Origin of the sequence: Nonlabens sp. MIC269 (assembly GCF_001430865.1) — a bacterium.
GTDB classification, from domain to species: domain Bacteria; phylum Bacteroidota; class Bacteroidia; order Flavobacteriales; family Flavobacteriaceae; genus Nonlabens; species Nonlabens tegetincola.
The window spans coordinates 385,095-399,084 of record NZ_CP011373.1 but is presented as its reverse complement, the minus strand read 5'-3'; the positions used below and the strand labels follow the sequence as shown (position 1 = coordinate 399,084).

At 35.0% G+C, this 13,990-nt stretch carries 8 protein-coding genes; 4 read left to right on the top strand and 4 right to left on the bottom strand.

What is annotated here, in order from left to right; translation table 11 throughout:
• Nucleotides 1-385 precede the first annotated feature (385 nt).
• The 4 genes from AAT17_RS01865 (at nt 386) to AAT17_RS01850 (ending at nt 8,864) form a co-directional block, all read left to right on the top strand.
• The gene (locus tag AAT17_RS01865) at nt 386-3,670 is read left to right on the top strand and encodes a T9SS type A sorting domain-containing protein (RefSeq protein WP_060522679.1); all 3,285 of its coding nucleotides are present in this window, start codon (nt 386-388) and stop codon (nt 3,668-3,670) included.
• A 69-nt stretch (nt 3,671-3,739) separates the two neighbouring features.
• On the top strand, nt 3,740-5,677 hold the full coding sequence (locus tag AAT17_RS01860; protein ID WP_060522678.1) for a nucleoside-diphosphate sugar epimerase/dehydratase: 1,938 nt from the start codon (nt 3,740-3,742) through the stop codon (nt 5,675-5,677).
• Nucleotides 5,678-5,682: 5 nt separating this feature from the next.
• The gene (locus AAT17_RS01855) at nt 5,683-6,465 is read left to right on the top strand and encodes a polysaccharide biosynthesis/export family protein (RefSeq protein WP_082586876.1); all 783 of its coding nucleotides are present in this window, start codon (nt 5,683-5,685) and stop codon (nt 6,463-6,465) included.
• 8 nt (nt 6,466-6,473) lie between these two features.
• On the top strand, nt 6,474-8,864 hold the full coding sequence (locus tag AAT17_RS01850; protein WP_060522676.1) for a tyrosine-protein kinase family protein: 2,391 nt from the start codon (nt 6,474-6,476) through the stop codon (nt 8,862-8,864).
• A 17-nt stretch (nt 8,865-8,881) separates the two neighbouring features.
• Here the strand turns inward: AAT17_RS01850 and AAT17_RS01845 are convergent, their stop codons facing one another.
• From AAT17_RS01845 to AAT17_RS01830, 4 genes are all read right to left on the bottom strand, one after another.
• Nucleotides 8,882-9,616, bottom strand: a complete 735-nt coding sequence (locus tag AAT17_RS01845) for a tyrosine-protein phosphatase (RefSeq protein ID WP_060522674.1) — start codon at nt 9,614-9,616, stop codon at nt 8,882-8,884.
• Between the two features lie 4 nt (nt 9,617-9,620).
• On the bottom strand, nt 9,621-11,006 hold the full coding sequence (locus tag AAT17_RS01840; RefSeq protein ID WP_060522672.1) for a tetratricopeptide repeat protein: 1,386 nt from the start codon (nt 11,004-11,006) through the stop codon (nt 9,621-9,623).
• A 101-nt stretch (nt 11,007-11,107) separates the two neighbouring features.
• A complete protein-coding gene (locus AAT17_RS01835; protein WP_172792963.1) occupies nt 11,108-12,292 on the bottom strand; it encodes an aspartate aminotransferase family protein in 1,185 nt (394 codons plus the stop codon).
• The gene (locus AAT17_RS01830) at nt 12,288-13,988 is read right to left on the bottom strand and encodes an OstA-like protein (RefSeq protein ID WP_060522668.1); all 1,701 of its coding nucleotides are present in this window, start codon (nt 13,986-13,988) and stop codon (nt 12,288-12,290) included. Before AAT17_RS01830 ends, AAT17_RS01835 begins: the two co-directional genes overlap by 5 nt.
• Nucleotides 13,989-13,990: the final 2 nt, after the last annotated feature.

Here is a 13,990-nt window from a genome sequence, read left to right as displayed (position 1 = left end):
TAATAAAGGATAGTGACTTTTAATGTTTCGAATACTAGATGATTCTAGTACATTATTCTAAATCTGATTTTTTTAAATTGGTTCTAAGCAGATTTATATTTTGGTTAGTTAATACAAATGTTATCTCATTTAAAACTAATAGTTTATAATTTTTACCTAAGGAATCAAAGCAGGTAACTAATACGAAGTCCCGTTTTGTGATTTCAAAACTTATTCGATAAGTGGTTGTTTGTTCTTTGCAATTTATCCGAATTATCCGACAAACTGATCGGTTTTTTCTATTAACAACCTGAGGTGTCTTATTTAATATAACCTTAATATTCAGAGCATAAATAAGAGTTAAAAACAGACTATTTTTGAGATCTAATTAACTATTAATCAACGTATGAAAAGAATTTTACTATTAGTTGTCTTATTTACTAGTTTGTATTCTAACTCTCAAACGGTCTTCTACACTCAAGATTTTGAAGTTTCTCAAACAGGATATACCAATACACCAAATCAAACGCCAGATGCTGATCCTGGTGATCAGTATTTTAGCAATGCCGTAGCTACTAATACATCAATATATGAGAGTGGTTCACAGTTATATACGAATGTTACCAACAGCTCACTTTTTGTTGGAAGTGCTCCCAATGTAATTAATTCAGGAAATCCAGGAATTTTGTTATTAGATCCTATTTCACTTTCAAATGCAACAGATGTTGAGATCTTAGCTGATTTTGGTGCAGTTCCTAATGACTGGGACGATGTTGATGGGCTTTTTGTGGAATATAATTTTGATGGAGGTCCGTGGCAACCTTTACTTGAATTTAGTCATTCAAATGGTACAAACGATCCACTGGTACTACAAGTTAATAATGGTGTAGGCACAACTGATTCGGCTACTGGATTGGTTTTAACTTTTAACCTACAGACAGTTAAAGCTACCTTGGGATCGACGGGAAGTATTTTAAATGTTAGAATAATATGTGATTCAGGTAATAATTACGAGGCATTTGGAGTTGATAATATAATTGTAAGAGGTACTCCAGTCGGAGGTAACCCAGCTCCTGGTATAGCTAATGTATCCGTTTCTCCAAGCACGCCAACATCAAGTGATAATGTTACCATTAGTGCTGATGTTACTGATGACGATGGAATAGCGAGCGTTTTATTAAATTGGGGTACTTCGAGTGGAAATTTGGGGAACTCCATCGCCATGACTGTTGTGTCAGGTGATACTTATACTGCTGATATTCCAGCTCAAGCTAATGGTACTCAAGTGTTTTTTGAAATCGTAGCTACTGACGACAATGCTAGTCCAGAGATTACTACTACTATCGAAGCTTCTTATCAAGTCTTTGATCCAGAACCTCAAGGTTTTGGTGTTCCAAATACAGATGTTAGATATACGATTGATTTTGGTAACACCGTAGCAAATGTTAATAACGGTAGTTTTGATGGATCCGGTTTAGCTCAACTTCCATCAACAGGTCAATTAGATTCAAATACTTTCTCCTTTGACGGATTTAGTGATGGAGATACAGATTTTGATGCTGACTACACTTCAGGTGATTATGCCAGAGGTCAAACTACAGGTGGCGTGAGTAGTGGTGGTTTGTATGCCTTTGATCTAGGTGCAGGAAATACAGCACTTGGAATTCAACCTACAGGCTCAGATTTTACTCCAGGTACCGTTTATTTTAAATTTAGAAACGATACAGGTGAAACCGTAACTGATATTTCAATTGCTTACGATGCATACTTCTTAAACAATGAAAATAGAACAAACAGTTTAGTACTTGCTCACGGTCCATCAAAAACGAATCTTACTTCAGTTACTGATTCTTTTATAGAAACGGGAATTGGACAAGATGCCGTAGAAGAGTGGGAACGTAACTTTGTGACAGCCGATATCACAGGTCTTTCCATTTTAGATGGTGAAACCTATCTTATCGCTTGGGAGTCAAATGATAGTGGTAGTAATAGTTCCGATGAATTAGCTATTGATAATATCCAACTTGTAGTTAACCCAACTTCAGAAAGCCCAAGACTTTTTGGAGACGTTAATTCTTTAACTGTATTGGGAGATGTAATTGTTAGTTCAAGCAGTAGCGTAAAGGAATTTGTTAATCTAGTAGATGGTGTGGTATCCACCAATGATAACTTAAGTCTATCAAGCTCAGATGGAACAAGCGCTTATGTTGCAGAGGTTACAAATGGCTCATTGAACGGTGATTTAATAGTGGAGCAATTTTTTCCAGCTAGACGGGTATTTAGATTCGTTTCTTCACCAGTAAACATGACATCTTCGGTTTTTGATCAATGGCAACAATCGGGTCTTAATCCAGGAGATGCTGGTTATCAGGATAATGTAGGAACACAAATTACAGGTGGAATGGTTTCCAACGGTTTTGATCAGTCACCAACAAACAATCCATCCATTTTTAACTTTGACAACTTGCCATCCCAAACATGGAATGCAGAAGCAGCAACAAATAATTTAAATTTAAGTGCCGGTGCCCCTTTAAGATTATTTATTCGTGGTGACAGATCTGTAGATTTAACATCGGCCACTCAAACCGCAACGAACACTAAATTAATAACTAAAGGAAGTTTACAAACAGGAGATGTGGTAAAATCTTTTTCAAATACCTTATCTAACGGAGAGTTCTTATTTGTTGGAAATCCATATCCTTCACAGGTTGATTTCGATTTGGTTTTACAAGATAGTGGAACAACTGATATTAATGCAGCTAATTACTACGCTTGGGATCCAACTGTTCAAACTAATGGAGCTTACGTATCCTATGACTTTGGTTTAGGAATAAATACGGTGGCAGGTTCACAAGTTGATGAAAATTTACAGCCTACTCAGGCAGTATTTGTTGAGGTAAGCGATGATAGTACAGCTCCTTTTGATCCACAAATAACATTTAAAGAGACTCACAAGATTGCTAGTAATCAAACTAATGCTGTTTATAGATCTAGTAGTATGGATTACTTTAGAGTTAATTTGAGTCCAATAACTAACGGAACAACTATCGCCGCCGTAGATGGGACTATTGCTAAATTTTCTAATCCTACTTCTTCTACTATGACCAAGTTCATGAATCTTAATGAAAGCATTTGGATTGAAGATAATAATGAAAATTACGCGATAAACTCCTATGGTTTGCCATTTGATGGGATGGAAATTCCGTTGAATTTATCTGGATTAATAAATGCTCAATATGAGCTCTCACTTGACCTACAGCTTACAGGTACTAATCTACAAGTAGTTTTAGAAGATGCTTATACTAATACTGAAAAGGTATTAACTGCTTCAGATAATACGTACGTGTTTACCCAAGATCCTGCTACTACCTCTAGTTTCACAAACAGGTTTACCATCAAGTTTACTACTGTGACATTAGGACAAGGTGATATCGCTTTCGCGAAAGCAGTAACCATGTATCCAAATCCTATTAGTAACGGTGAGGTATTAAAAATGAATGGTTTAAATCCATCATCATCATACTCTTGGAGTGTAACCGATCTAAGAGGAAGAGTTTTAACTACTAATATCCAAAAAGGTAGCGAGATTATGAATGATGGATTGTTAATTACGAATTTGAAGTCGGGTGTTTATCTGGTGCAATTGGAATCCAATGGTGCCCTAGCAACTCAAAAAATTGTGGTTGAGTAATCTTACAAAATTTGAGAATAATTAGGAAAGGTAATCCGTACGGATTACCTTTTTCTTTATTTTTGCGGCATGAAGTGGAATTACTTTAAAAAACGATCAGCCAATGTTTTGTGGGGTGAGAAAAGCTCTTTGAGTTTTAAAAATTTGAATTACCTACCTAGATGGGTGATCCTTACCATAGATCTCACTATAGTTCTTATCTCTTTTTTATTGAGTTTTGCGATCATTAACCGCATTACCCCTAATTTTTATCATGTACTTACTCTAGAGCAACAAGGCTTAACTGTTGGTCTAAGTTATTTGATGTTCTTTTTTATTTTCAGCACCTATTCTGGTTTAATTCGTCACAGTACGTTTGTAGATTTATTTAAAGTAGCGGTTGCTTGTAGTTCGAGCATTCTTTTACTTTTAATAATTAATTATCTGTATTACTTCACTTTTCATTCAAAGATTTATTTAGTTCCTTTTTTACTAGTAGATCTTATGGTGACTTTTACCTTATTATTTGCTTTTCGATTTACCGTAAAAGGTTTCTATAAGCTATTTTCTACTATCAATACGGAGTCCATTAATGTCCTAATTTGGGGCGTAAATGATAATTCTATTGCTTTGGCTGAGGCAATTTCCATATCGGATAATGCAAAATACAACTTAAAAGGATTCATAAGCTCCTCTAAAAGGATGGGCCGAATTAAGATTCAAGGTAAGAGTGTTTTTAAAAACGATGATGAATTATTTGAGAATATCGCTCCCTTGAAAATAGGCGGAGTTATTATCGCTGATAATACGATTTCTCGCAAGGAAAAGAATAAAATTGTCGATAGTCTACTAGCCAAAGGACTTAAAGTGTTCAATGCTCCTAAAATTGATGAGCTAGACGGATCCTCTAATGTCAATGAAAGTATTAAGAAAATACAAATTGAAGATCTTCTAGAGCGTAATCCGATAAGATTATCTGATGATAAAATTAATGAATATTTAAGAGGTAAAACAATCCTCGTTACTGGAGGAGCAGGATCTATTGGAAGTGAGATTGTCAGACAAATTTCAAATTACAAGCCTAAGAAAATTTTGGTATTAGATCAGGCTGAATCACCACTATATCATGTTGAAATAGAGGTGAAAAAAGCATTTCCTGAGCAAGAATACGATTTTCTTTTGGCCGATGTCAGAGAGCATCACCGATTAGAGTCTATTTTTCAGAAAAATGATATTTCAGTAGTTTTTCACGCGGCTGCCTACAAACATGTTCCTTTAATTGAACACAATCCTAAGGAAGCTATCAATGTAAACGTTTTGGGAACCACACATCTGGCAAATTTAGCAGTTAAGTATGAAGTGTCTAAATTTGTGATGGTAAGTACAGATAAGGCTGTTAATCCAACTAATGTGATGGGTGCGAGTAAACGTTGTGCCGAAATGTATGTACAGTCCCTACAAAAAGAAAAACACAAAACTACTTTTATAACTACCAGATTCGGTAATGTGCTTGGTTCTAATGGATCGGTGATACCTTTCTTTAAAAAGCAAATTGAAGAAGGTGGACCTGTAACAGTTACTCATAAAGATATTATACGTTTTTTTATGACTATTCCAGAAGCCTGTCAATTGGTTCTCCAAGCTGGGACTATGGGTAAAGGAGGTGAGATTTTTGTGTTTGATATGGGTAAACCAGTGAAAATTATGAATCTGGCAGAGCGTATGATAAGGCTTTCTGGATTTGAACCGAATGTTGATATAGAAATAAACGTCATAGGTTTAAGACCTGGTGAAAAACTTTACGAAGAATTGTTAACTGATGAATCGACTACTTTACCTACGCACCATGAAAAAATCATGGTAGCAACGGTGGACTCATACCCATATACCGACATACAGAATAATATCAAGGACTTAAAACAGCTTACCTTAGGTTGCAATGATGAAAGTATTGTTTCCAAATTGAAGGAAATTGTACCTGAATTCAAGAGCAATAACAGTATCTTTGAGGCCTTAGACAAAAATTAAATTACATGAAAATTGCTAAGCTTAAAAGCTTAATACTATTACTTGTCCTTTCAGCTCTTTCTTTTTCGTGCACGACAAGAAAGCAGATTGTATATGTTCAGGATATTAACGAAAATCTTCCTGTCGAAAATAACAATTATGAGGTAACGATTAAACCCGATGATTTACTACGTATTACTGTGACAACAGATGATATGACCACGGCTCAACAATATAATAAGTTTGTTCCAGCGATTAATCAAAACACTACCCAAATTGTTAGTCAACAAATGCTAGACGGTTATTTAGTAAAACCTGATGGAACAATCACATTTCCAGAGTTAGGGGAAATCTTGGTTAAAGGCAAAACCTTGATGGAAGTTTCGGAATTACTAACCTCCAAGCTCTCCAAATACCTTAAACAACCTGATGTCGAAGTCAGATTACTGAATTTTAAATTTACTGTAGTAGGAGAAGTAAATCGTCCAGGTACTTATGATTTTAAGGATAACCGAATTTCGCTTATACAAGCATTGGGTTATGCTGGTGATTTGACTATTGATGGAAAAAGGGATGAAATTTTGATTATTCGTGACAACGAAGGAAATCAAGAAACCTTAAAAGTTGATTTAACCAGTTCGGCTTTTATAGATAGCGAAGCTTACTATTTAGAACAAAATGATACGGTTATAGTACAGCCAAACGGTGCTAAGGCTAGTTCTGGAGGTTATACGAGGTATGCAGGTGTATTCGTGAGTATAGCGAGTTTAGTGTTATCAGTAATTATTTTAATTACACGTAATAATTAAAGATATATATGGATTCAAATAATCGAACAAACCAGAATAATCTTAATTTAGCTGATCAACTAAAACCTTATTTAAAGGCCAGCCCTTTTATTATAATTTCAATATTGCTCTGTACAGTTTTAGCATTTATATATTTACGCTATGCTGTGAACGAATATTCAGCGGATACCTCAGTAATCATTAAGGATACTCAAATGGGAGGCGGAATATCCGAACAATTGGCTTTAGGGGATATTGATGCTTTTGGAGCTTCTTACAATTCTTTAGAAAATGAAATGGAAATTTTAAAGTCTAAAAGATTGATAGAAGATGTAATTAATAAACTCGATTTAGCCACTAGTTATCAAGTCCTAGGGAATATAAAAGATTCATATGTTTACAAACAATCTCCTATTTTAATTAAACGATTGACCGATAGTCTGCATTATAAAATAGATAAGCCAATCCATATTTTTTTAAAAAATCCTACTGATGAGGCCGTAAACTATAAATTGTCAGATAAGGGTAGTTGGAAAAGTATCAAGTTTGGATCACCTTTATTAATAGGAGATCGGTTTGAGATCATCTTGTTACCTAATTTATCAAATAAAAATAATCAAGAAAGTTTAGAAAATTTATCTGAAAAAGAGTTTCAGTTTACTTTAATGCCTATCAGTAAAACTATTCTCTCTTATCAATCTAATTTAAAACTTAGTAAACCTGATAAAAGAAGTAGTGCATTGATATTATCTATTACCAATCCAAATAAGGAAAAGGCAATAGATTTTTTAAATACCTTGGTAGATGTATATAATCAGGACGCTATTCAGGATAAAAATATAGTAGCCTTAAACACAATTGATTTTATAGATGAACGTTTAAAAGAAGTTCAAAGAGATCTGGATAGTGTTGAAACTACCCAACAGTCCTTTAAAGATTCTAGAGGTATCACAGATTTATCTGTTGAAGCTGGTTTGGATTTACAGCAGTCAAATCAACTGCAAGCCCAAATAACTGCCGTACAATCTCAGATTGAAATGGCGAAATCTGTCAAAAGATATATGAATACAGATTCTAATACCACACTGCCTACTGGTATTGGGCTGGAAAATCTAACTATTGCGGGATTATCGGAAAAATATAATACACTTGTTTTAGAATACAATAAGCGACTAGAATCTGCAACAGAAGAAAATCCTGTAGTTCTTAATCTAGCGAGTCAGATTGATGCTGTAAAAACATCCATTGAAAGTTCAATTGATTCTTATATTAAAAACTTAGAAATAAATTTGAATAACTTAAGAAATCAAAAGGCAAGGATAGCAGGACAAATTGCAGCTGTCCCAGATAAAGCAAGATACAGTAGAAGTATAGAGCGTAACCGTTCGGTTATCGAAGCTATTTATTTATTATTAAAAGAGAAAAGAGAAACTACAGCTATTTCTGTTGCTTCAGCTACTCCTAAAGCAAAAATTGTAGATAGAGCATGGGCTAATGAACAACCTGTGTCACCAAAACCAAAAATTATTTATTTATCAGCCTTAATAATTGGTTTATTAATTCCTATAGCAATTGTTTATCTTAAAACACTTTTTAATAATAAAATAGAAAGTCGTAAAGATCTCGAAAAGTCGTTACCTGAGACAGCAATTCTAGGCGAAATCCCAAAACTTGCTAAAGATGATAAGGATCGTATACAGACGAATGATAGATCTGTGCTTGCTGAGGCTTTCCGAATTCTTAGAACGAATTTAGCTTACAAGCTAAATGCCTTACCTGAAGAACAACGTGCTCAAAAGGTTCTAGTAACATCAACGGTAAAAGGAGAAGGGAAAACTTTTGTAGCCTTTAACTTAGCACTTACTAATGCTTACTCAGGAAAAAAAGTATTATTAATTGGAGGTGATATTAGAAATCCACAATTACACAGGTTTTACAACAAACAATTTAAACGTAAGCGTGGTGTAACAGAATTTTTGACTAATGATTCAATCAAAATCAAAGATCTTGTTATTACCGATCCAGATAATTCGAATCTAGATATTGTACTGTCCGGAGCCATACCGCCGAATCCAGCGGAGCTTTGGATGCAAAAAAGAACACAAGACTTATTTAATGAAGCTGAACACGATTATGATTTGATCATCATCGATTCGGCACCAACTATTTTAGTAACCGACACCTTGTTGATTAACAAATACGCCGATGTTACAGTGTATGTAACTCGTGCCGATTATACAGAGTTTTCACTATTAGAGTATATTTCAGATACTCTGAAATCTGAGAAGATTAAGAATGCTGCATTAGTGATTAACGATGTTAAGATGGCCAACTTTGGTTATGGTAATAAGTATGGTTACTCTTACGGAGCAGAAAAACAAAGTTTTTGGACCTCTTTGAAGGACAAATTTAAAAGATAATAGACCAGACCATTTTACTAGGAATTAAAAATAAGCTGGTGGTTCTCCATCAGCTTTTTTGTCGCAGGTACCCACTTGCTCTTAATTTGAATGTTTTTCAATTTTTCCAAGTGTTCTGGCTTGTGAGCATCGGTTCCTATGTAGCTGTAGTATCCTTGAAGTAAGTATTTTTCCGCTTTCGCGAAAGCATCCTTACCATAATGATCACTTAACGATAATAAATTAAGTTGTAACTCAAAACCTCTTTCTATCAAACTCTCCATTTTTGAACTTCCAAAATACCGATAACGTTCTGGATGAGCGAGTATCGGAATTAAGTCCATAGAACACATTTTAAATACTAGATCGTTTAAATTTTGTGGTGGTTGAAAGTAACTTAACTCGGTAAGGATATAAGAATCCTTGATACATAAATATTTATCTTGATCGAGAAGGGATTCAAAACTACTATCCATCATATATTCAGATGCGGCATGAACAATAAAGTCACGAGCATGTGTTCCTTCTAATTCTTGTTTTGTATTAAGAAAATGGTTTGTGATTTTTATATCATCATTGCCGTAATAATCCTCCATAGTGTGTGGAGTAGCTATAGCGTTTTTAAATCCGCACGACTTCATTCCTTCTACCATTTTTAATGTCATGTCTAAATCCTTAGAGCCATCATCAATATTGGGTAAAATATGATTGTGAATGTCGGTTAATCCGTCAATCAAATCAACAAGGAAATGCTTTTTTGAAAAAAAGAACATATAATTATAATCCTGTTATTAACTGTTGTATTTCATCGGACTTATACACCTTGGGGAAAAGTAATTCAAAAGCAATGATTTGTTCAGGTTCAGCCTTTAAACAATTTTGCAAATAATACTTTCCCTTGAAAGGTTTTCCGGTAAGGTAGTAAACTCCGCTCAATCTACATTCCAAGTCTGGATTATTAGGATAAAACTCAAGACCATGTTCCAAGGTAATAATGGCAGCTCGCCATTCTCCAAGTTGAATTAGAATATCTGCACGCTCTATCCATGTGTCAAATTCATAATTTCCTAATTCGATAGCTTTTCTATAACCGTATTCAGCCTCTTCAAAAAAGTTGAGTTTGTTATTTAACACTGCAAATCGAATCCAGTATAAAGCGTTATCGCCATCTATTTCTATTGCCTTGTCTAAATAGTTGAGCGCTCGTTGATAATTTAATCTCTCTGTATAAAAATCCACAATGGCTATCCAACCTTTGTCTAAGAGTGGATCTTCTTTTACGGTACGTTTTAAATATTTAATCGCCTCTTCTTCATTCCCTAATTTAAGATGACACTTTCCTAATCTCAGGTAGGCAAAAGAAGTTGGATCGTCTAGCCCTAGGGTAAGCTCATAATTAAAAATGGCTTCGTTGTATCGCCCGAGTTTTTCAAGGACTTTACCTTTTTCTAAATAAGCACCGACAAAGGTATCATCAGATATTATAGCAAAGTCAAATGCAGAAAGTGACTTCTCATACTCTTTAAGATCAAAATATTGCTTTCCTACTTGATGCCAAGCTACCTCACTATAAGGATTGGAGTCCAAATACTTATTTAAATAGTCTATCGCCTGCTGATTTTCTTTTAAAAAATCAAAACAGTAAATGATGTTGTATAACGCAGCATAGTCTTGATCGTCTAACTCTAGACACTTCATAAAGTTCACCTTAGCATTAGAATAATCCTCCATAAAGAGAAATTCCATGCCTATCAAATTATACACATCAGCTTGATCCTCGGTAAGGTCCAAAGCTTCATTTAATAATTTTATTGCCTTGTCGTGATTCTCAGTCTTTGAGTAAATATTTGCCTTTTGAATAAAAAGTTCGGCATTATTGGGCTCCATTTCATATAGCTCATCTAAAAGCGCATGAGCCTCTTTAAAGTGATTATCAAATATGAGCATTTCTGCCTTGAACAAGCGTATAGTAACTGAACTAGGGTGTTGTGATAATGCTAGACTAATGGCTTTACGAGCTGTAACCATTTGCCCTACATTAAGATAGTGTTCTATGATTTGCTCAAATTCGTCACTATCGAAAAATCCTACTTCATTACTGCGTAGCATAAGTTCAAATTTCTCAATGCTGTGCTCGTGTTCATTATTATACTCAAAATGCATAGGCAGAATTTTAAAAATTCGCGTACTTAAAGTTGTAAATATTATTGGTTAGTCAGCGGTTGTGCTTCAAAGTGTTGTCAACAAATTATAAACAGGCTTATTTAACTGCTATAAAATTCATTAATAGTTTCTTTTAAAACCGCACAGGCATGATCAATTTCTTGATCAGTAACTGTATAAGGTGGACTTATACGTATTGCTCTTTTTTCAAACAACAATAGGAAAAAGATGACACCTTTCTCTCTACATCTATCCACAATTCGTGCCGTATATTGATCGTCAGGTAAAATAGCGGCAATCATTGCACCTTTTCCACGTATTTCCTTGATGTTATTGTGTTGTAAGCTTTCGCGAAAGCGTAATTCTATTTTCTTAACTCGTTCTGTATAACCTTCGTCCTCAATAGCTTGCAAGGTTGCCAGGGCAGCAGCGGCTATAACGGGATTTCCTCCAAAGGTAGTTATGTGACCCAGCATAGGAAACTCTTTAAACTGTGTCATGTGTGACTGTCTGGCAGTGAGAGCTCCTATCGGTAGTCCACCTGCTAGACCTTTTCCAGTGATAACCATATCTGGTATGATATTATGTTGTTGGAAATAGCAGAAACTTCCTGTGCGCCAAATCCCTGGTTGAATTTCGTCAACGATTAATAATGTCCCTGTTTGATTGCATCGCGTTCTGAGTTGTTGCAACCAGTGACTAGAAGGCACTTTAAAACCAGCACCACCTTGAATAGTTTCAATAATTACCGCAGCTGTATTTTTAGTAATTAATCTTAACTCTTGAACACAATTAAAGGTAATGTGGTGAACGTCTGGTAATAGTGGTCTGAAAGGCGCTTTACGCTCTTCATAATCCATTAATGCCAAAGAACCGGTTGTATTACCATGATACGCATTTTTCATAGCAATAATTTGTGATCGACCAGTGACTCTTCTAGCTAATTTTATGGAAGCTTCTGTAGCCTCTGTTCCACTATTTACCAGATAAGTAGTGTCTAATGGATCAGGCAGTAAGGATGCAATTTTTTTACATAATAGGGTAGCAGGTGACATGGCATATTCTCCATATACCATAACATGCATATACTTATCTAGTTGATCTTTGATAGCTTTTACAACAGCAGGATGTGAATGTCCTAACGGTAAAGCACTTACTCCAGCGACCATATCTAAATATTTATTTCCATGAGTATCAAAGAAATAGTTCCCATTTGCATGGCTTATTTCTAATCCTGGAGCAAATGGAGTGGTTTGTGCTTGATATTTAAAGAAATCTGATTTAATTCCCATTATTTTCTTCACCTGATGGTTGCTGTAATTCTTTGGACTGATTTTCTATACGATTTTCTAGTTCGCCATTTTGCAAGACCGAATTCTCATTAAGTTTTCCATCCTCTTCATCAAAAAAACCTTCATCCAGTTCAGGTAAAGGAATTCCTTTAATTTTTGTGAGTACAGGTGGTTTTTTGCCTTTGAATAAATCAGCTTTGGTAATTAATCGTTCATCACCTCTCCAGTTAAATCCTCGCAGAGTTCTAGCATTCTCTGGTAATTCTTTTGGTGGATAAAGTATGTCTTCAGAATTATCAGCAGGAGCAATGATGGATATTGCCTTGTCTTCAAATTCTATTTCCATGGTTCCACTTGTACCTTTATTAATTCCTATTAATTCCTGTTTGTCGTTACGGCTATAAATGAGGTTTTCTACATTTTTATTGAGAAAAACTTTATCTAATTCATTGTTCTTGAAAAAGCCAGTCAATTCCTTTCCTTTAATTTGGTTAAAGCCGCCACTTGAGTCTTGATCAATGATAAACGCGTTATAGAAAACTCTTAAACTATCTAATTTTTCGGTTTTGACATTACTTTGTAAGAAAATCGAATCACCCGTCATTTGACTTTTACCACTCCATAGTATTGGTTTCCTAATCATTTTAGTCAATCCAGTGCTTTGTCTTGTGGTTATAGAGTCACATTTACCGCTTAAGTCTGTTTTAAAAAGTCTTACATCATTATAACCTCTTACAAATCTATTGTCTTTGGGACCCGTAACAATTAGTTGGTTTGCAGTCATGTAAACACTGTCTTGCTGTTCTATCGTTATAGCTAGTGGACGTTTCGTAATCATAACCGAATCCTTATCTCTGTAAACTTCGGCGTAATGTCCTTTGATGATACTATTGTTGATCGTATCGGTCACAACTATATTGTTAGTTGCGCTTGCAAAATTTCTAGGCCTACTGAAATAAAGACTATCTCCTGTAATAGTTCTCGTGTTGTAGTCTATTCGGGAGTTTTTTACAAAATAACCTGTATCACCTCGTGTATCATAGAAACCTCGTTCACAATATACCTTACTGGTCTTACCTGTTATGGTACTAGGTCCATACATAAAGGCATGTCCATTTTCTTCGTAAAAATCTAGATGATTCGAGTTTATGGTATATTCAGGATTAGTTACTACTACATCGTCTATAAATCGGTACTTCTGCTCTTGTATGTAAAATCTTCCTACACGGCTTGTTAATGTGCTAGCACTATCTCTAACGGTACCACCAGATCTATAATAAGCTTGCTGTTTTATACGGTTGAAAAATAGAGTGTCGGTAGTTAATCGAGTATCTGGTGTAATCATATTTACCTTTTCACTCGCGAATGCTAATTGGGTATTACCATTATATTCGGCATAATTACATGTCATTGTGATACTATCACCTTGTTTCATGATAACGTTTCCCACTGCGCGTAAAAAGTTGTCTTTTTGATATAAAACAGCCCTATCGCAAGTCATTTCAATACCTCGATGATTCACTACAACCCTGCGAGCATTATCCTTAGAATAGATAACTGCATCGGGTAGGACAGCTTCATCGATAGTTTGATATCCTGCAGTTACCCTGATAAGGGAATCTACTGGCTGTTCTTGTGCTGTGAGCGCTTTCGCGAAAGCGAAACATAAAAAGACAATGAGATATTTCAATC

Coding starts and splice junctions, on each gene's coding strand:
- AAT17_RS01865 (WP_060522679.1), top strand. CDS start 386: ATGAAAAGAATTTTACTATTAGTTGTCTTATTTACTAGTTTGTATTCT.
- AAT17_RS01860 (WP_060522678.1), top strand. CDS start 3,740: ATGAAGTGGAATTACTTTAAAAAACGATCAGCCAATGTTTTGTGGGGT.
- AAT17_RS01850 (WP_060522676.1), top strand. CDS start 6,474: ATGGATTCAAATAATCGAACAAACCAGAATAATCTTAATTTAGCTGAT.
- AAT17_RS01840 (WP_060522672.1), bottom strand. CDS start 11,006: ATGCATTTTGAGTATAATAATGAACACGAGCACAGCATTGAGAAATTT.
- AAT17_RS01855 (WP_082586876.1), top strand. CDS start 5,683: ATGAAAATTGCTAAGCTTAAAAGCTTAATACTATTACTTGTCCTTTCA.
- AAT17_RS01845 (WP_060522674.1), bottom strand. CDS start 9,616: ATGTTCTTTTTTTCAAAAAAGCATTTCCTTGTTGATTTGATTGACGGA.